The sequence below is a fragment of the Bradyrhizobium hipponense genome, from assembly GCF_008123965.1.
In the GTDB taxonomy this organism is placed as follows: domain Bacteria; phylum Pseudomonadota; class Alphaproteobacteria; order Rhizobiales; family Xanthobacteraceae; genus Bradyrhizobium; species Bradyrhizobium hipponense.
Genome location: NZ_VSTH01000100.1, coordinates 1 through 18,484 on the forward strand (window position 1 = coordinate 1; position 18,484 = coordinate 18,484).

General features: G+C 62.1%; 20 protein-coding genes. 7 read left to right on the top strand and 13 right to left on the bottom strand.

Going from position 1 to position 18,484, the window contains the following annotated elements; translation table 11 throughout:
* The first annotated feature begins 356 nt into the window (after nucleotides 1–356).
* The gene (locus FXV83_RS27440; RefSeq protein ID WP_148742706.1) at nucleotides 357–803 is read left to right on the top strand and encodes a methyltransferase family protein; all 447 of its coding nucleotides are present in this window, start codon (nucleotides 357–359) and stop codon (nucleotides 801–803) included.
* A gap of 72 nt (nucleotides 804–875) precedes the next feature.
* Here FXV83_RS27440 and FXV83_RS27445 read toward each other — a convergent pair whose 3' ends face one another.
* The 4 genes from FXV83_RS27445 to FXV83_RS27460 all read right to left on the bottom strand — a co-directional run bounded on the left by FXV83_RS27445 (nucleotide 876) and on the right by FXV83_RS27460 (nucleotide 3,271).
* A complete protein-coding gene (locus FXV83_RS27445; RefSeq protein ID WP_148742707.1) occupies nucleotides 876–1,121 on the bottom strand; it encodes a DUF3551 domain-containing protein in 246 nt (81 codons plus the stop codon).
* A 351-nt stretch (nucleotides 1,122–1,472) separates the two neighbouring features.
* Nucleotides 1,473–1,676 carry a YodC family protein gene (locus FXV83_RS27450; RefSeq protein ID WP_148742708.1) on the bottom strand — a complete coding sequence of 68 codons (204 nt, stop codon included), beginning with the start codon at nucleotides 1,674–1,676 and terminating at the stop codon, nucleotides 1,473–1,475.
* Nucleotides 1,677–1,794: 118 nt separating this feature from the next.
* On the bottom strand, nucleotides 1,795–2,853 hold the full coding sequence (locus FXV83_RS27455; protein ID WP_148742709.1) for a hypothetical protein: 1,059 nt from the start codon (nucleotides 2,851–2,853) through the stop codon (nucleotides 1,795–1,797).
* A 13-nt stretch (nucleotides 2,854–2,866) separates the two neighbouring features.
* Nucleotides 2,867–3,271 carry a hypothetical protein gene (locus FXV83_RS27460; protein ID WP_148742710.1) on the bottom strand — a complete coding sequence of 135 codons (405 nt, stop codon included), beginning with the start codon at nucleotides 3,269–3,271 and terminating at the stop codon, nucleotides 2,867–2,869.
* A gap of 229 nt (nucleotides 3,272–3,500) precedes the next feature.
* Here FXV83_RS27460 and FXV83_RS44295 point away from each other — a divergent pair, with 229 nt between their 5' ends.
* Complete coding sequence (locus FXV83_RS44295) at nucleotides 3,501–3,653, top strand: ABC transporter substrate binding protein (protein ID WP_235940195.1); 153 nt, start codon at nucleotides 3,501–3,503, stop codon at nucleotides 3,651–3,653.
* Nucleotides 3,654–3,822: 169 nt separating this feature from the next.
* Here the strand turns inward: FXV83_RS44295 and FXV83_RS27470 are convergent, their stop codons facing one another.
* From FXV83_RS27470 to FXV83_RS27505, 8 genes are all read right to left on the bottom strand, one after another.
* Nucleotides 3,823–4,041, bottom strand: a complete 219-nt coding sequence (locus FXV83_RS27470; RefSeq protein ID WP_148742712.1) for a hypothetical protein — start codon at nucleotides 4,039–4,041, stop codon at nucleotides 3,823–3,825.
* 484 nt (nucleotides 4,042–4,525) lie between these two features.
* Nucleotides 4,526–5,215 carry a phosphatase PAP2 family protein gene (locus FXV83_RS27475; protein WP_148742713.1) on the bottom strand — a complete coding sequence of 230 codons (690 nt, stop codon included), beginning with the start codon at nucleotides 5,213–5,215 and terminating at the stop codon, nucleotides 4,526–4,528.
* A 297-nt stretch (nucleotides 5,216–5,512) separates the two neighbouring features.
* A complete protein-coding gene (locus FXV83_RS27480) occupies nucleotides 5,513–5,716 on the bottom strand; it encodes a YodC family protein (protein WP_148742714.1) in 204 nt (67 codons plus the stop codon).
* Nucleotides 5,717–6,065: 349 nt separating this feature from the next.
* Nucleotides 6,066–6,818 carry an HAD family hydrolase gene (locus tag FXV83_RS27485; RefSeq protein WP_187436197.1) on the bottom strand — a complete coding sequence of 251 codons (753 nt, stop codon included), beginning with the start codon at nucleotides 6,816–6,818 and terminating at the stop codon, nucleotides 6,066–6,068.
* On the bottom strand, nucleotides 6,815–7,702 hold the full coding sequence (gene hemF, locus FXV83_RS27490) for an oxygen-dependent coproporphyrinogen oxidase (protein WP_187436198.1): 888 nt from the start codon (nucleotides 7,700–7,702) through the stop codon (nucleotides 6,815–6,817). The genes FXV83_RS27485 and hemF overlap by 4 nt, the downstream gene beginning before the upstream one ends.
* Nucleotides 7,703–7,820: 118 nt before the next feature.
* A complete protein-coding gene (locus tag FXV83_RS27495) occupies nucleotides 7,821–8,186 on the bottom strand; it encodes a 6-pyruvoyl trahydropterin synthase family protein (RefSeq protein WP_148742745.1) in 366 nt (121 codons plus the stop codon).
* 17 nt (nucleotides 8,187–8,203) lie between these two features.
* Nucleotides 8,204–8,836: a 7-carboxy-7-deazaguanine synthase gene (gene queE / locus FXV83_RS27500; RefSeq protein WP_148742717.1), complete on the bottom strand. Its 633-nt coding sequence runs from the start codon at nucleotides 8,834–8,836 to the stop codon at nucleotides 8,204–8,206.
* A gap of 18 nt (nucleotides 8,837–8,854) precedes the next feature.
* Nucleotides 8,855–9,313 carry a tRNA (cytidine(34)-2'-O)-methyltransferase gene (locus tag FXV83_RS27505; RefSeq protein WP_148742718.1) on the bottom strand — a complete coding sequence of 153 codons (459 nt, stop codon included), beginning with the start codon at nucleotides 9,311–9,313 and terminating at the stop codon, nucleotides 8,855–8,857.
* A 280-nt stretch (nucleotides 9,314–9,593) separates the two neighbouring features.
* Here FXV83_RS27505 and petA point away from each other — a divergent pair, with 280 nt between their 5' ends.
* From petA to FXV83_RS27520, 3 genes are all read left to right on the top strand, one after another.
* Nucleotides 9,594–10,124, top strand: a complete 531-nt coding sequence (gene petA / locus FXV83_RS27510; RefSeq protein ID WP_148742719.1) for a ubiquinol-cytochrome c reductase iron-sulfur subunit — start codon at nucleotides 9,594–9,596, stop codon at nucleotides 10,122–10,124.
* 62 nt (nucleotides 10,125–10,186) lie between these two features.
* The gene (fbcH, locus tag FXV83_RS27515; protein WP_148742720.1) at nucleotides 10,187–12,259 is read left to right on the top strand and encodes a cytochrome b/c1; all 2,073 of its coding nucleotides are present in this window, start codon (nucleotides 10,187–10,189) and stop codon (nucleotides 12,257–12,259) included.
* Nucleotides 12,260–12,538: 279 nt separating this feature from the next.
* Nucleotides 12,539–13,213: a dienelactone hydrolase family protein gene (locus tag FXV83_RS27520; protein WP_148742721.1), complete on the top strand. Its 675-nt coding sequence runs from the start codon at nucleotides 12,539–12,541 to the stop codon at nucleotides 13,211–13,213.
* A 35-nt stretch (nucleotides 13,214–13,248) separates the two neighbouring features.
* Here FXV83_RS27520 and FXV83_RS27525 read toward each other — a convergent pair whose 3' ends face one another.
* A complete protein-coding gene (locus FXV83_RS27525) occupies nucleotides 13,249–13,983 on the bottom strand; it encodes a VOC family protein (RefSeq protein ID WP_347341086.1) in 735 nt (244 codons plus the stop codon).
* A gap of 551 nt (nucleotides 13,984–14,534) precedes the next feature.
* Here FXV83_RS27525 and FXV83_RS27530 point away from each other — a divergent pair.
* Entirely contained in the window at nucleotides 14,535–16,040 is a 1,506-nt protein-coding gene (locus tag FXV83_RS27530; protein ID WP_187436200.1) for a winged helix-turn-helix domain-containing tetratricopeptide repeat protein, read from the top strand.
* Nucleotides 16,041–16,311: 271 nt separating this feature from the next.
* Nucleotides 16,312–18,477, top strand: coding sequence for an anthranilate synthase component I (locus FXV83_RS27535; protein ID WP_148742724.1), 2,166 nt, complete (start codon nucleotides 16,312–16,314; stop codon nucleotides 18,475–18,477).
* Nucleotides 18,478–18,484 lie beyond the last annotated feature (7 nt).

Consider the following 18,484-nt stretch of genomic DNA (forward strand, 5'->3'; position numbering starts at 1 on the left):
GGCCTGACCCTGCGATCAACAATGCCGGTATGGCGAGTACTGCGACTAGCTTAGCTACTTTCATCACGATGATCTCCTGCATCCCCTAGGTCCGCGCCCAAGGTCGGACCAACGCGCCGACCCGACTATGTTTTCTTTCATTCATTCAAAATCGGGCGCTCGGAGGGCGGACGTGCGGCGGGAACCAGCCAACGCGGAGTCCGTAGGATGGGTTGAGCCCTTGCGAAACCCATCGCTTTCTTCTGTAATCACCTCATTATGACAGGTTATCGTCATAACTTTGTCCCGGGCGGCACCGGCCCTCCACGAGCGGCGAATGAGATATTGTCGGACCATCCAGTTCAGGTGGCTCAATCATGCTCAAACTTGCTCCGCCAATTTGGACGTTGATCTTCATCCTGCTCTGCCTGGCGCTGAGCTGGTCACTGGACTGGCCGGCAATTCCCGGCCTGCCGCTTCCAGCGCTGGGAATAGTGTTGGTGGGATTTGCGTTCATCCCGCCCGTCCTGGCTTTCCTCCTGTTCCGGAGCGAGGATACCGAAATCAATCCGGCATCGCCGACCAACCGCAAACTTGTCACGCGCGGTCCCTACAGGTTCACCCGCAACCCGATGTATTTGGGCCTCGTCACTCTCGCTCTGGGAGTTGCCGTATGGATCGGCGCCTGGCCGATGTTCATGGCGCCCGTTGCCGTCTTCGTGACTGTCAACTGGGTCCACGTCCCCTTCGAGGAGGCCAAAATGCGCCGCCAGTTTGGCACGGCCTATGATGACTATGTCGCGCGGGTGCGGCGCTGGCTGTGAGACGCGGGGATTACGTGACAGTGCACTCAACCCGGCTCAAGTTAAGTGCACTGCACCGTAATTTTGTTGTGGTCAGCGCGTCCGGTACGGAGGCGGCTGTCTGAACCTCACGCGCGGGTTCACATCGCAATAGGTGTTCCACCGCCCGGATGCCGAAGCCAGGCACTGTTGCCGCGTCTCATACATGCACTCGCCGGAAGCGCCGAGCTCTCCGCCAAAGACGCACCAGGGGTAGTCACGCTCAGCGTGTGCTGCGGGAGCAAGCCCCGCCACCATGAAGACAACCAGCACGGCGATTCGCATGAGACCCTCCATCATGTCAGCCGAACGGCGGCGGAAAAGCTGGAGCCTGGAAAGGTAGCCGGTCGCTGAATATGGCTAACGAAGTGTTCCCTCAACGGCAAGCACCAATGCGGGGTTACGCGACGTCGTTCCTAAGGAATTGCGAAAGCTTATCATCAGCTCTTAGGAACGTCCAAAATCTGAACCATCGGAGTCCATCCGCGTCGCTACGATCGGACAAAACTAGCTACCCAATTCTGCGAAAGCTACGTCTCCTGTTGTGACTTCTGCGACATGCGGCGATGTCCGCCATTGTGCAGAGTAGCGGACATCAGGTGCGCCGGGGGCCCAGCACTCCGAACTAACCAGGATGCGGCTTAGGCGTGCCTACTCCTCGTCTTCGTCGTCTTCCTCTTCGTCCTCATCTTCCTCTTCCACCTGCTCGAGCACGGCGAGCGGCAGCGTCTCGCGGAACAGATCGCCTTCCATGCCCATCCAGAGGCAGAGCACGTCGTCGCCTTTCACCTCGGCGACGGTCAGCGGATGGCCGCCTGATTTGAGCATCACGACGTCGCCGACTTTCAGTTCCATGGATTGTCCTCCTGAGTGGTCGATCAGTGAAGAGCTAGCAAGCCGTCATGACAGAGTGATCACGGTCGACCGCGTTCGCCCGATTGTAAGGATACACCGGCCAGGCTACGGCAGGATATCAACGCCTGCTGACGATGATCGGCGTCGTCTTGACGGGGGTGCAGGCATCGTTGAAGAGGCTCAGCACTGATGTGACGATCGGGACATGGCAGGCAAAGCTGTCCGGGCGATAGCTCTCCCGGATTCCGTCCATGTGGAAGGTCGCGAGGTTCATGAAGGCGTTGAGCCGCTTGGCCTGAAGGTCGATCGCGCTCTGAATGCGGTCGCGATCGACCTGTGGTGAAGCTTTGGTCTCCGGCTTTGCTTCGGGTTGCGAGGCCCAGTGGCGCACCGGCGCCAATCTTTCATGCAGATTGCGAAGACAATAGTGCATCACCAGCACCTGGTGCTTTGCGCTGAACCAGTGAATCGTCACGGAGTCGTTTGATCCGGCCTTCTCCCGGTTCTTGGGGCAAACATCGACGTATGAATCGGCCGGGTCCCAATTGTAGCGGGCATCGACCGAACACGCATTCTCGGCGGACACGCGCGGAGTGGTCGCCGCGCCGCCCTTGGATGGCACGAATTGCGGCAAGTTGTGATCGCAATCGAAGTCAAAGGCCCGAAGCAGGGTCTGGTCGAGCGGATCACTGGTTGGGGTAAGCTGTTCTGCCGGATTTTGCCTGAAGTTCGTGGCCCAATCGATGTACATCTGGGCGTTGCGTGCCAGCAACTCGCCCGTTTCGAACAAGGTCAGTTGGGCGCTTTCGTAGTCCTTCAGAATGTCCTGGGCGCTCTTGATGGCAAGAGCTTGTTCGTTGGCGTCGGCGCGATCATCGAGTGCAGTCGAATAGTCGGAGAACAACTGCTGTTGCAATGCCTGGACCAGGGAAAATTTCGTCGAGATAGTGTCGAACGTCTTCGCCGCGGTCTGCATGTTTTCCTTGGCCTGAGCGTTCACCTTCTCCTGATAGGAGCCCAGATACTGAAAGTAGCCGACGAGAAGGCTGCTCAACACCGTCACCAGCGAGAGGCCCTTGACGAGGGTAAATCCGCGATCGAATTTGGTCAGCCACGTCAGGGGGCCTTCGGCCGTCCGTTGCGTGCCCGCTGCGTCCTTCGGAAGGTCCTGCTCCATCGTCGCCTCCAACTCACTCCACGCCTACGGCGCGAGGGTACTGCAATCCCGGATTGCGGATTGTGAGGCATTTCACTTCAAGTGGGGCAGGGGAGTTGTCAGATCGCGCCCGGCAGCGGCTCGCCGAGCGGATGCGGCTCACGCAGAAGCTTGATCCCGATGGATGTCTGGCGGGATCCGCGATGCGGACGCAGCCATCAACCGAAGAAACGGACGCGATACAAACACGGTAGCTGGAAGCGATCAGTGAATAGATTGGCAGCTCGCGCTGCCAAAGAAAATCTGCGCTCTTGACGAGCGGCCCGCTAATGGGTGTGACCGTAATTTCCGTAATTTCGAGTTTGATCCCTCTCGGATCTCCGCGATCGGCCGCGCCGGCTTGCTCAATGGAATCGAAGTAAGGCTGGTCGAACTTCATGCACGTTCGCAGATTGAAAGCGCGTTGGGCGAAATATTGGCCGATCGGCCCGATGCCGTACTCATGATCTCAGATCCGATCATATAGAACTTTCGCGAGCAGATTGCGGCGTTCGGAATCGCAAACAAGCTTCCTTTTGCAACCGAATACAGCTTGTACGCGAAGGTTGGCATGTGCCTCTCGGTATAGCCCGAAAGGCTCGGCGCTGCTGCAGAGGGGCGCGTATTACGTGGACCGGATCCTCAAGGGGGCAAAACCGGAGGATCTGCCGGTCGAGTTGCCAACCGAGTTTGAACTCGCCCTCAATCTCAAGACCGCGAAGGCTCTTGGACTGAACGTGCCCGAAGCGCTGCTCGCAACGGCTGATTCGGTCGTCGAATAAGCATTGCCTTTGCCGTGCTGCGGGAGTCTGCGTTTGGCCCTGAGCCGAACATCGCGCCGCCGCCACTTCTGCAGTCGATAGCGGAGCGGAAACTGCCGAAATGCGGCCAAACCGACGCGGATAACCCAACTGAGACACTGGCGCGGGGCTTCTGTCCCGCGTTTTGCGTTTAGGACCACGGCGGCTCTTCGCTCGCCCCGGCTGCCTCGTGGTGGGTCGCGACACCCGCCGAACGCAACCCAGTCAGCAATACAGTTCTTACAGAGGCAGGATCAAATCCAATATCCTTGGCGTTTGGTGGATGTGCCTCGCTGTCCTTCAATCGGAGCGCCAAGTGCAAATGCTCGCAAAGGTGCTGAACGACGAGATTGACCTGATCGTCAGTCATGATCGGTTTCTCCTGACCATTGCTACCGAACTAGGTAGCACACATGAAGATAGGGCGGGACGCGATTCCCCCAAGGATCAACCCCACGCGATTGCCCTTGGGCGGGCCCCCAATCGTCCTCAATCGGAGCAGACCGGAAGTGACTAGCGGCGACTAGAACGACGCTTTTGGCCCATTGCAGACCTCGGTGTCTGTCTGCTCCCTGCGCGACACCGGTGGAACCTAGGTGGTCTGCGAGGAGCAACGAATTCCTGGTTCATGCATGTCGATCTTTTGTGCCGGACAGCTTGCGCTGCATGGTCTTGGTCGAAGAATGTTGCTCCAAGGGGAGCCAGAAGCAATTGCGCGGGGTTGACGTGGGGCGTGGTTGGATACGTGCAGCCTTCAAGCACGCGCTGCTGCGCCACTAAGCGGCGCGGTTGAGCCCGGCGACCTGCCTCTCGAGCAGGCAAGCAAATCTACTTCTGTGATCAACTAAGCGTTTCTATCCCAACGTTCGCACAAGGGTTTTTCCGGCTTGTTGCAAGCTCTGAAATAGGTTGGACGCATCTGTCAAGAAAATGAATAAAAGTGCATGGACAATATACATGCGGCCCTCAAACCACATCAGTACGCGCTCAAACATTATTCTTGGGTATGGGATTGCGCTAAAAAGAGAGACGCATGCCGGTCCCAAGATCAGCGATCCAATGATGTCGCTTGGATAGTGCCACGCAAAAATGACCCGAGGGAGTGCAACGACCATCGTGGTCCAAAGGAAGCAAAGCAAGCCCGCCCATCGATTCTCCAACAAAATAACCGTGGCCAAGGCGAAAAACAGTGTCGACGTATCGCTGGGGAACGAGCCTGTACGATCCCAGGCCACCACGCTCAATCTGTGATCGTCGATTATTTTCAGGTGAAGCGCTGGGTCCAAAAGTGGACGTGTATGCCCAGCGAGATGAAACTGCATCCAAACCGAGAGGACAGTCGCTAGACAGACTGCAAGGAGTCCAGTCAGCATTCGGCTGCGACGCTCTCTGCAATCCCCGGAGAACCACAGGGCGATCAAAGCAAAGAATACCGGAAAGCCTCCGAATAGCTGATTGTTGCTAAGCTCCCACAGATACCGCGCCTCGCTTCCCCCGAACGAGTTGAGACTCCGCAGGAGTTCCTGATCCCAATTACCGTTCATTATTAATCGCTGAACCGCAACTATGAGTTTCGCGGGCGATCATAGCAGAAGACGGATGCTGCCTCCTAAGATCAATCTACATCCTTAGTTAACCGAAGACCCATCCGGATTGCGCCGTCTGATCCCATCATCCGCGCGCCGCGGAGCAAACGGGCCTCTTGCTACAGGACGTCTCCTCTTGGCCCTTCTGCGACATTCAGCGATGTCCGCTATTGCGCCGTTGTTGGCAGAGTAGCGGACATCAGGTGCGCCGGAGCCGAGAACTCCGATCTAACCAGGACGCGGCCTTAGACGTGCCTACTCCTCGTCGTCGTCATCCTCATCTTCGTCTTCATCGACCTCTTCCAGCCGTTCGAGCACGGCGAGCGGCAGCGTCTCGCGGAACAGGTCGCCTTCTGCGCCCATCCAGAGACAGGTCACGTCGTCGCCCTTCACGTCCGCGACGGTGAGCGGCTGCCCGCCGGATTTCAACATGACGATATCGCCGGCTTTCAGTTCCATGGATGGTCCTCTTGGGTTGATTGACGAGAGAAGTTAGCAAGCCGGCATGACACGCCGACCACGAGATGCTGGATTGGTGGATGTGCTGCGACAGCTGCATCCGCTGCCAGACTGCTGAAACGCCGATGACGGCGTTTCAAGCCGGAGCGGACGCGTGACGAGAGCATGGACGCCTGTTCGATCGGTTGCGCAAGGACGTTTCTATCCCATGCGCCGCGATGATGACATTATGCCCCTGTTTTGCCCGACGGATCAAAATTTTTTTCGTAAAATCCGTAAGCCGTTGATTTTGCAGCAACGGTCTTCTGTGCATGGGGTTGTTTTGCGATATTTTGTTTTTGCGCTCTGGTTACGGTGGGCTCGGCACCAGCTCCGTCAGCGAGCGGATGATGCGGTCGGGCCTGACGGTCGAGCCTTCGGGCAGGCCGTCGCCATGCACGTCGATCCAGATGCCGTAGATGCCGAGGCGCTGCGGTGTCACGACTTCCCATTCCAGATTGTCGCCGATCATCCAGGTGTCCTTTGCGGTGACGCCGAGCGCGTCCATCGCATGCAGGTAGGCGCGCTCCTCGGGCTTGCCGAAACCGTGCTCGCCCTCGATCTGGATGTGGTGAAAGCGATGCGCCAGCTCGAAGCGCTCGACCTTGGCGCGCTGGGTGTCGGCGGCGCCGTTGGTCACCAGCGCGAGCTTGATGCCGAGCGACTTGAGCCTGTCGATGGCATCATGCGCACCGGGGAAGACGAACATCTCCTCCTCGCGATAGGCGGTGAAGCGGTCGGCGAGGCGAATTGCAAGATCGTCGGGCAAGGCGCGGTGACCGGCCGCGGCGAGCGCGGCAAAACCGCCCTTGACCGTCAGATGCCGGGCCTCGGCGAGCTTGAGCCGCCATGCGGCTTCCGCATTGGCCCAGAAGTTGCGTGCGAAAGCCAGCACCGCGGTTGCGACCTGCTGTGGCGGCAGCGGCGCAAGCTCCGCGGCGAACTCGTTCGCGATCGTGTTCCAGGCGATCTCGGGCCGGGCGTAGGCCGAGAGAATTGTGTCGTCCATGTCGATCAGCATGGCGCGGGGCAGTGGCCTCGATGCGGGCTTCATCGTGGTCATGGCCACTTCACCTCCGGCGGCAGCGACGACAGGATCGCGTCCACATTGCCGCCGGTCTTGAGCCCGAAAATGGTGCCGCGGTCGTAGAGCAGGTTGAATTCGACATAGCGCCCGCGCTGGACCAGTTGCTCCTCGCGATCCTCAGCCGTCCAGGCCGTCGCGAAATTGCGGCGCACGATGTCGGGGTAGACTTTCAGGAAGGCGCGGCCGACATCCTGGGTGAAGGCGAGGTCTGCGTCCCAATCGCCGCTGTCGTGCCAGTCGTAGAAGATGCCGCCGACGCCGCGCGCTTCTTTGCGGTGCGGCAGGTAGAAGTACTCGTCGCACCATGTCTTGTACTTGTCGTAGTCGGCGACGCCGTTCGGCTGCGTGCAGGCCCGCTTCATCGCGGCGTGGAAGGCGATTGTGTCGGCGTCCTCTTGGGTGCGGCGGCGATCGAGCACCGGCGTGAGGTCGGCGCCGCCGCCGAACCAGGCCTTGGTGGTGACGACGAAGCGCGTGTTCATGTGCACGGCGGGCACGTGCGGATTGCGCAGATGCGCGATCAGCGAGATGCCGGAGGCCCAGAACCGCGGATCCTCCGCGGCGCCCGGGATCTGCGCGCGGAACTCAGGCGCGAACTCGCCGTGTACGGTCGAACAGTGCACGCCGACCTTCTCGAACAGTCGGCCGTACATCATCGACATCACGCCGCCGCCGCCGGGTGCGCCCGAGTGGTCGGTGCGCTGCCAGGGCGTGCGCACGAAGCGGCCGGCCTCGCCGGGATGGAGGCTTTGCGGCGCGTCGTCTTCCAGCCGCTCGAAGCTGGCGCAGAGGTCGTCGCGCAAGGCTTCGAACCAGGCGCGGGCGCGGGCCTTGCGACCGTCGATTGTCGAAACGTCCATCTGCATTCCCATCGGAGTTGTCGCGTAGGGTGGGCAAAGGCGCGCTTGCGCCGTGCCCACCATCTTCCACCGTCGTCTCGAATGGTGGGCACGCTCCGCTTTGCCCACCCTACGAAGTCTAACCCTGCGGACCGTAATAGGTGCAGCTCTCGTTGCAACTGTCGCGGTGGACGCTGACGCGGGTGAGCTTGCCGATATGGGCCAGCCGCTCCCAGACGAAGCGTGAGAGGTTTTCCAGCGTCGGGGTGCCGAGCGCCTCGATCTTGTTGAGGAACTTGTGGTCCAGCATCAGCCGCACGTCCTCGATCGCGCGCTGGAGAAGGCCGAGATCGACCACCATGCCGGTGTCCGGATCGGGCGTGCCGCGCACCGTCACCTCGGCGCGGAAGGAGTGGCCGTGGATTTCTTCGCTGGCGGCGCCAAACGTCGTTCCCGACAGTGAATGCGCCGCCTCGAAGCGAAACGATTTCGTCAATTCCCACATCTGTTCGAAAACCAACCCTATCTGATGCCGAGCGATTTATGCGTTTGCACGCTGAGCCGCCATTGCGGATGACGCAGGCAGTAGTCGATGGCGCGCGCGGTGTTTTCGGCGACCTCGGGCCCGTCCATCGGCTGCAGCGAGAAGCGTTCGAAGGCAAGGCCCTCGAAGGCCTCCGGCGCGGCGAGCGCCTGCGGATAGACCAGCTTCAGCTCGTGGCCGTGGCGCAAGACGAGTTCGCTTCCGCCTTTCGGGCTGACGCAGATCCAGTCGAGCCCGTCAGGTGGGGTAATCGTGCCGTTGGTTTCCACGCCGATCTCGAAGCCGTGGGCATGGAGCGCGTCGATTAGGGCTGCGTCCACCTGCAACAGCGGCTCGCCGCCGGTCAGCACCACGTAGCGGTTGTCGGCCGCTCCCGTCCATTGCGCGGCGATGGTGCCGGCGAGGTCTGCGGCCGAGCCGTAGCGCCCGCCGAGCGTGCCGTCAGTGCCGACGAAATCCGTGTCGCAGAACTTGCAGACGGCATCGCCGCGATCGGCCTCGCGGCCGCTCCAGAGATTGCAGCCGGCAAAACGGCAGAACACGGCAGCGCGCCCGGCATGGGCGCCTTCGCCTTGCAGGGTCAGGAAGACCTCCTTGACCGCGTAACTCAATCGTCTCTCCTCAACGTATCAAACTGGCTGGTTGCGGACCTGCCGCAGGGCTTCGCCTGCGGCCATCGCCGCGGTCATCGCCACATTGAGCGACCGCAGCCCCGGTGCGATCGGGATCACCAGCCGCGCATCCGCGGCCTCGACCACCATGTCGGTGACGCCGGCGCTCTCGCGTCCGAATAGCAGGATGTCCGACGTCTGGTAACCGAAATCGCGGTAGTCGGTCGCGCCCTTGGTGGTGAACAGCAGCAGCCGACAGCCCTGCGCCGCCCGCCATTCCTCGAATTTCGGCCAGGAGTCATGACGGGTCACGCTGACGTGGTTGAGATAGTCCATTCCCGCCCGGCGGAACAGGCGGTCCGAGAACGGGAAGCCGGCCGGTTCGATGATATGGGCCGACAGTCCCAAACAGGCGCAGAGCCTGAGAATCGTGCCGGTGTTCTGGGCAATGTCGGGCTGGAAAAGTGCGATGTGCATGGCCGGGCAGTGGGCTGGTGTGGATCGGAAATGTCTCAATAAAACATCGCTAGCGCGGGAATTCGTGCATTGCACGCTCCCGCGCCGATAGCGGGCTTGCGCTCGTCCGGCAAGGGTGCGAATAGAACGATTCTGGACTGCAGTTTTTGCCCTTTTTGGTGAGGACATGCGAAGTTCTGCCGCCGCGGGGGGGCCGCGGGCGCCGGCAGGCTGTTCTGGGGACGTTTGGGCGCCCCCTGGAGCGGTTCCGCCGGGAGCATAAGAAGAAAGGGTTGGAATCGTGACGACAGCGTCTTCGGCGGACCATCCGACACGCCGTGATTTCTTATTCGTTGCAACCGGGGCAGCCGCAGCAGTAGGGGGCGCGGCCGCGCTCTGGCCCTTCATTTCCCAGATGAATCCGGACGCCGCGACGATCGCCGCCGGTGCGCCGATCGAGGTCGATCTCAGCCCGGTCGCCGAGGGGCAGGACATCAAGGTGTTCTGGCGCGGCAAGCCGATCTACATCAGCCACCGCACCAAGAAACAGATCGACGAGGCGCGCGCCGTCAACGTGGCGAGCCTGCCCGATCCGCAGGCTGACGACGCCCGGGTCAAGTCCGGCCACGAGCAGTGGCTGGTCGTGATCGGCATCTGCACCCATCTCGGCTGCATCCCGATCGCTCATGAGGGCAATTACGACGGGTTCTTCTGCCCCTGCCATGGTTCGCAGTACGATTCGTCCGGCCGCATCCGCCAGGGGCCCGCGCCCGCAAACCTGCCGGTTCCGCCGTACCAGTTCGTTTCCGACACCAAAATCCAGATCGGCTGAGCTTCGGACCCGCATCCGAAGCCTCGCGTCGTCTCGTCGTCTTATTTCCTCAGGATCGCATCATGAGCGGACCATCCGACTACCAGCCGAGCAATCCGGCGCTGCAATGGATCGAGCGGCGCCTGCCGATTTTTGGTCTCATCCACTCCTCCTTCGTCGCCTATCCGACCCCGCGCAACCTGAACTACTGGTGGACCTTCGGCGCCATCCTCTCCTTCATGCTCGGGATCCAGATCCTGACTGGCGTCATCCTGGCGATGCACTACACGCCGCACGCCGATCTCGCCTTCAAGTCGGTCGAGCTGATCGTTCGTGACGTGAACTACGGCTGGCTGCTCCGCAACATGCACGCGGTCGGCGCATCGATGTTCTTTGTCGCGGTCTACGTCCATATGTTCCGTGGCATCTATTACGGCTCCTTCAAGGAGCCGCGCGAGGTGCTGTGGATCCTCGGTGTCATCATCTACCTCCTGATGATGGCGACAGGCTTCATGGGCTACGTGCTGCCGTGGGGCCAGATGAGCTTCTGGGGCGCCACCGTCATCACCAATTTGTTCTCCGCCATTCCCTATGCCGGCGAGAGCATCGTGACACTGCTGTGGGGCGGCTACTCGGTCGGCAACCCGACGCTGAACCGCTTCTTCTCGCTGCACTATCTGCTGCCGTTCCTGATCGCTGGCGTGGTCGTGCTCCACGTCTGGGCGCTGCATGTCGCCGGCCAGAACAATCCGGACGGCGTCGAGCCGAAGACGGAAAAGGACACGGTTCCGTTCACGCCGCACGCGACCATCAAGGACATGTTCGGCGTTTCCTGTTTCATGCTGCTCTACGCCTGGTTCATCTTCTACATGCCGAACTATCTCGGCGACGCCGACAACTACATTCCGGCGAACCCGGGCGTGACGCCGCCGCACATCGTGCCGGAATGGTATTACCTGCCGTTCTACGCGATCTTGCGCTCGATCCCGAACAAGCTCGCCGGCGTCATCGCGATGTTCTCGGCAATCCTCATCCTGTGCTTCCTGCCCTGGCTCGACAGCGCCAAGACGAGGTCCTCGAAGTATCGCCCGTTGGCCAAGCAGTTCTTCTGGATCTTCGTCGCGGTCTGTATCCTGCTCGGTTATCTCGGCGCTCAGCCGCCGGAAGGCATCTACGTGATCGCCGGCCGGATCCTGACGTTCTGCTACTTCGCCTACTTCCTGATCGTGCTGCCGCTGCTCGCGCGCATCGAGACGCCGCGGCCGGTGCCGAACTCGATCGCCGACGCGGTGCTCGCCAAGACCGGCAGCAAGTCGACGCCGATGGTGTCGACCGCGATCGTGCTTGCGCTGGCCGGCGCCTTGTTCGCGGGCTCGATCGACAGCGCGAAAGCGGCCGAAGGCAGCGATAAGCCGCCGGGCAACAAATGGTCCTTCGCTGGCCCTGTCGGCACGTTTGACCGAGGCGCGCTGCAGCGTGGCCTGAAGGTCTACAAGGAGGTCTGCGCCAGCTGCCACGGCCTGTCCTACATCGCCTTCCGCAACCTCGCGGAAGCCGGCGGCCCCGGCTATTCGGTGGCGCAGGCGACGGCGTTTGCCTCCGACTACAAGATCAAGGACGGCCCGAACGATGCCGGCGACATGTTCGAGCGTCCGGGCCGGCCTGCCGACTATTTCCCCTCGCCGTTCCCGAACGAGCAGGCGGCGCGTGCGGCAAACGGCGGCGCGGCGCCACCCGATCTGTCGCTGATCACCAAGGCCCGCTCGTATGGCCGCGGCTTCCCGATGTTCATCATCGACTTCTTCAGCCAATACCAGGAGCAAGGCCCGGACTACGTCGCGGCGGTGCTCCAGGGCTTTGAGGACAAGGTGCCGGAAGGCGTGACCATCCCGGAGGGCTCCTACTATAACAAGTACTTCCCGGGCCACGCCATCAAGATGCCGAAGCCGCTCAGCGACGGCCAGGTGACCTATGACGACGGCTCGCCGACCACGGTGGCGCAGTACGCCAAGGACGTCACCACGTTCCTGATGTGGACCGCCGAGCCGCACATGGAAGCGCGCAAGCGCCTCGGCTTCCAGGTGTTCATCTTCCTGATCATCTTCGCGGGCCTGATGTACTTCACCAAGAAGAAAGTCTGGGCCGAGTCGCACTGAGCGGCGCGAGCGAGACGAGATAGAAAAGCCCCCGCGAGGGGGCTTTTTGTTGCCGTCATTCCGGGGCGATGCGACGGGACCGCACAAAGCGCGGCCCGGAGCGTCGAGCCCGGAATCCATTCATCCACCAACTCCGTAGCACCATGGGCTCTCAGATGCGCAATTGCGCATCATAGCTCGCGCTAGGCGCGCCCCGGAATGACGAGAGTGTGGATTGCGCCGAGCTCTCTCAATCGCCAAAATGCCTTCAACGCCCCCAGAACATCATCGGAGGACACCATGGGAACCGCGATCACCTTCAAGCGTCCGGACGGCAAGGACGCCTCGGGCTATCTCGCCAATGCGGCGCGCGGCAATGCGCCGGGCGTGGTCGTGATCCAGGAATGGTGGGGTCTGTCGGACCAGATCAAGGGGCTGTGCGATCGCTTTGCGCTGGCCGGTTTCGATGCGCTGGCGCCCGATCTCTACAAGGGCAAGGTGGTGCCCTATCACGACACCGATTCCGCCAACAACGAGATGAACTCGCTCGACTTCATGGATGCCACCACGCAGACCGTGCGCGGCGCCGCGCAATATCTGTCGCGCAATGGCGCCAAGGTCGGCCTGACCGGATTCTGCCTCGGCGGCGCCGTGACCATCATCGGCGCCACCAAAATCCCTGAGCTCGCGGCCGGCGTCGTGTTCTACGGCATCCCGCCGGAGCAGGCGGCCAAGCCCGCCGACATTAAGATCCCGCTTCAGGCCCACTTCGCCAACAAGGACGACTGGTGCACGCCGCAGCTGGTGGATGCCTTCGAAAAGAGCATGAAGGCCGCCGGCAAGTCGCTCGAGCTGTTCCGCTATGATGCCGAGCACGCCTTCGTCAACGAGCAGCGCCAGGCCGTGCACGACCGCGAAGCCGCCGAGCTCGCCTGGGGCCGCGCGACGGAGTTTTTCCGCAAGCATCTGGGGTAGGGGCATCGTAGATCGTTCGATCGCTGGAGGCTGCATCAGTCGTCGCAGGTCACGATGATGCTGTTTCCATCGGGATCGTTGGCCTGCACGGCATTTGTGGATTCGAGAAAGCGAATGCCGCCGGCAGCCAGACGGCCCGCCACGCCCTCGATCACATCCGGTGAGGGAACCGAGATTGTGAACCACTTGAGACCGGCCATAGCAGCGGATGCATCCGGAGCATCCGCAGCAGTCCAGTTGCTGAAGGCGACAAGATGCGGTCGTGTGGCGGTCCCCACGTCGTACATACCGAAGGCCGGGACCTGCAGCAGCGGCAGGAAGCCGATAGTATCCGCATAAAATCGATTGGTCAGATCGAGATCCCGAACGCGCAGGTGGATGTGGCCAAGCTCGGTCCCGCCTGGAAGCGGATGGGCAAGTCCCGCAGCATCGATGAAGTCCCCAACCATCGGCCGGAGATCAAGAGGCAGAGCGGCAGGATGGATTTCGCCACCAACTGATACCGCGCGCAGCCCTCCGCCGACGACTTCCAGCCGACCGCGATGCGGCGTCTCCAGTACGAGTTCAATTCCGATTCCGTCGTCGTCCGACAGGTAGATCGCCTTTGCCACGGTGCGGTCTACGGCGCGAAAACTGCGGCCCACTGTGCCAAGCCGGGCGGCAACACGCGCGAATTCCTTGTCAGATGGAATATGCAGGGCAACGTGATGAAGGCCAAGGGATGCCTCCGAGGCCTCGTCGCGTGCGGAGGCACAGAAGGCCAGGAGCACCCGACTTCCAACGCCCATTTCCATACTATCGCGGTCGCGTGAAAGTATTGAGAGGCCAACGAGGTCCCGCCACACCGCAGCCGCCCGCTCAAAGTTCGTGACCTTGAGATGAGCGCGGCCGAGCCGCGTGCTGTCGGGAAGCTTATGGGTGAGGGTGGGAAGAGCCATAGTCATCTGCCTCTCCTTGGCAACGTTTCAGGAGTGCCAGAGGGCGGCGGCTATCGTGCCCAGCGCAACCACCAGAAGGGCCACACCGAATGGCCAAGGAAGGCGGGCCGGCGACGACACGACTTTCGGGGGAATACGGTCGCTTGCAGCCGAACTGGTCCTTCGTGCGGCCTCGATTTCCATAAGGCAAAGATAGTAATAGTCCCAATAAACCATCGATCTCTCCCGCCGAATTGCGGTGTAAAACATCCGTGACGCGGGAGACTGTGCAGGCACGGAAAGCGCTTGTATCGAAGGTTCGCCGAAGGAGTTCCGAAAAGACGTTGAAGCAGCTAATCTCCCCGCCGTGCAGGATCGTGGCCTGACCTTTGGACCCTTTCGTCTTGACTGCGATAGCGGTGCGCTTTTCGCGGGAGGGGGAGCACGTTCCCATTGGAAGACGGGGCGCGCGCCTGCTGAGGGCTCTGCTCGGGCGCGCGGGTGAAGTCCTGACCAAGTCGGAACTTCTCGACGTGGGCTGGCCTGGTCTTGCCGTTGAAGAGAGCAACCTCTCGGTCCAGATCGCGCAGCTTCGCAAGGCGCTGGGGCCCTCGCCCGAAGGCGGCGAATGGATCATCACCATTCCGCGCGTTGGCTATCGCTTCAGGCCTCCGGCCCCCGAGAAAGCCGGCGCGACACCCCCGCGAAACGGCGAAAGGCCCTCGATCGCGATCCTTCCCTTCGCGCATCTCGGCCCTGAACCGGACCGGGAGCTCTTTGCCGACGGGCTGGTGGACGACATCATCAACACCCTTTCGAAACTCTCCGGTCTGACGGTCATCGCCCACAACTCATCCCTTTTTTACAAGGGGCGCGAGACGGATATCCGGGAGATCGCGCGTGACCTCGGTGTGCGCTATGTGCTGCAGGGCAGCCTGCAGAAGAGCGGGGACCGCATTCGAATTTCCGTCCGCCTGAGCGATGTCGAGCGCGCTGCCGCCATTTGGGCCGAACGCTACGATCGCGGGCTTTCCGATCTCTTCGCCATACGGGATGAGATCGCGCTACGCCTTGCGACTGACATGCAGGTCATCTTCATGCAAGGCGAGGAAGCGCGGCTTCAGTACTACACCACGACGACCAACGTCGAGGCCTGGGCGTGCTACGTGAAGGGGCTCGCCACCATCTTCTGGCCCGACCGACAGACGAAGCCTGGCGAGGACATGGCGATCGCCTGCCGCCATTGGGAACGGGCGCTCGCGCACGACCCTCATTCCGCAGCGCTGCACGCGATGTTGGGATTTGCGCATACGTGGAATGCGCGGTTCGGGTGGTGGGGCGATCGGAAAGCCTACCTGGCAAGCGGAACGATGCACATCGAGAAGGCTCTGTCGATCGACCCGACGAATGCGGAAGCGCTGGTCAGTTCGGCGATCGCCTGCCTCATGGAAGCCCGTTTCGATGAAGCGGTGGGCAAAGCCCGAAGAGCCGTTGACTTGGCGCCAGGCGCGCCAAAGATCGCAACCTTCGCAGGCTACGTTTTCACGGCGACTGGGCTTGCGCAGGAAGCGATCGCCCAAATTGAGAAGGCGATCCGGCTGAACCCGCATTTCCCGCAGCTCTACCTCAGTTTTCTGGGCAATGCCTACCGCCTCGCTGGACGCATGGACGAGGCGATCGCCACGTTGGAGGAGTACTCTGCCCGGATGCCGGGCTTTGGAGGCAGGGACTTGGTGATTGCCTATGAGCGCAGCGGCCGGCACGACGAAGCAAAAGATGCCGCAGCCCGCCTCCTCAAGGCGGTGCCGGACTTTACCATCAGCGGGTGGATCGCGACGCAGTTTCGCAGCGATACCACCGAATTCGAAGCCGACATCGCGGCCCTTCGTGCGGCTGGCCTGCCGGACTGAGAAGAAACGCCCCGGCGTCTCGGCGCCAGGTTCTTGGGAGCCAGGTCTCCAAGTCTTGCCCTTGACGCCGCCGCCGCGCCATGGTGTTAGTTCCCCATGAGCACCGCCGTTCGCCTAGCCCGTCTTTGGTGGCGCACCTCCTAACGAGGTGGCCGGTGCGATTTTCCTTTCCCAAATCGTCTGAGGTCGCCAACGCAGTGCGGCGGCCTGATCGTTTGTCCTGTGTGGCGTTTCCTCGGCAAGTCTCGTAAGAGGACCCCAAGAGGATTACATGAACAGGACCGTCTTTACCCTCCCGGCCAGAAGCGACTATGTGACCCGCGCAGGTCTTGCGATCACGCGCGTGGCCGAGCAGTTTTCCGGCGGCGCCAACCGGCTCGACGATCTCGTCAGCCTGCTCGACCGCCGCCGCGGCGTGGTGCTGTCGTCAGGCACGACCGTGCCCGGCCGCTACGAGAGTTTTGATCTCGGCTTCTCCGACCCGCCGCTCAAGCTCGAGACCACGGGCTTCAATTTTACGCTGGAGGCGCTCAACGAGCGCGGGCAGGTGCTGATCGCCTTCCTCGCCGACGTTCTGCGCGAGCCCTGCGTGGTAATCTCCGAGACGACCGCTTCGCGCCTTGCCGGCCACATCATCCGCGGCGAAGCGCCGGTCGAGGAAGACCAGCGCACGCGCCGCGCCAGCGTGATGTCGCTGGTGCGCGATCTCGTTGCCGCCTCCTCCGCCAATGACGACGGGCTGCTCGGCCTATTCGGCGCTTTTGCCTACGATCTCGTGTTCCAGATCGAGGACCTCGTGCAGAAGCGCGCGCGCGAGCAAGACCAGCGCGACATCGTACTCTACGTGCCGGATCGCCTGCTCGCCTATGATCGCGCCACCGGCCGCGGCGTGGTGCTGAGCTACGATTTCGCCTGGAAGGGCAAATCCACCGAAGGCCTGCCGCGCGAGACCGCCGAAAGTCCTTATCTCAAAACCCCGCGCCAGGGTTTTGCCGATCATGCGCCCGGCGAATATCAGGCCACCGTCGAGACCGCGCGCGCGGCCTTCGCGCGTGGTGATTTGTTTGAGGCGGTGCCCGGGCAGCTCTTTGCCGAACCCTGCGACCGCTCGCCGGCGGAAGTGTTCCAGCGGCTCTGCGTCATCAACCCGTCGCCCTACGGCGCACTGATGAATCTCGGCGACGGCGAATTTCTGGTCTCGGCTTCGCCGGAAATGTTCGTGCGCTCCGACGGGCGCCGCGTCGAGACCTGCCCGATCTCCGGCACGATCGCGCGCGGCACCGACGCGATCGGCGACGCCGAGCAGATCCGCCAGCTCCTGAACTCGGAGAAGGACGAGTTCGAGCTCAACATGTGCACCGACGTCGACCGCAACGACAAGGCGCGCGTCTGCGTTCCCGGCACGATCAAGGTGCTGGCGCGGCGGCAGATCGAGACCTACTCGAAGCTGTTCCACACCGTCGACCATGTCGAGGGCACGCTGCGCCCGGGCTTCGACGCGCTCGATGCGTTTCTCACCCACGCCTGGGCGGTCACTGTCACCGGCGCGCCAAAGCTCTGGGCGATGCAATTCGTCGAGGATCACGAACGCTCGCCGCGGCGCTGGTATGCCGGCGCGATCGGGGCGGTGAATTTCGACGGCAGCATCAATACCGGTCTCACCATCCGCACCATCCGCATGAAGGACGGTCTCGCCGAGGTGCGCGTCGGCGCCACCTGCCTGTTCGATTCCGATCCCGCCGCCGAGGATCGCGAATGCCAGGTCAAGGCCGCGGCCCTGTTCCAGGCACTGCGGGGCGATCCGCCAAAGCCGCTCTCGGCCTTTGCGCCCGACGCCACGGGCTCGGGCAAGCGGGTACTGCTGATCGATCACGACGACAGTTTTGTGCACATGCTGGCGGACTATTTCCGTCAGGTCGGCGCCAGCGTCACCGTGGTCCGTTACGTGCATGCGCTCGACATGCTCAAGCAGAGGACGTGGGATTTGCTCGTGCTGTCGCCCGGCCCCGGACGCCCTGAGGATTTCGGAATCAAGAAGACCATCGATGCGGCGCTGGAGAAGACGCTGCCGGTGTTCGGCGTCTGCCTCGGCGTCCAGGCGATCGGCGAATATTTCGGCGGCGAGCTCGGGCAACTCACCCATCCCGCCCATGGCCGGCCCTCGCGGGTTCAGGTGCGCGGCGGGCGGCTGATGCGCAATTTGCCGAACGAGATCGTGATCGGCCGCTATCATTCGCTCTATGTCGAGCAGGGCAGCATGCCGGAGGTGTTATCCGTCACCGCCAGCACCGAGGATGGCGTCGCCATGGCGCTGGAGCACAAGACGCTGCCGGTCGCCGGCGTGCAGTTCCATCCGGAATCGCTGATGTCGCTCAGCGGCGAGGTAGGTTTACGAATTGTCGAGAACGCATTCCGGCTGAATGCGAGCGTCGATTGAGAGGCAC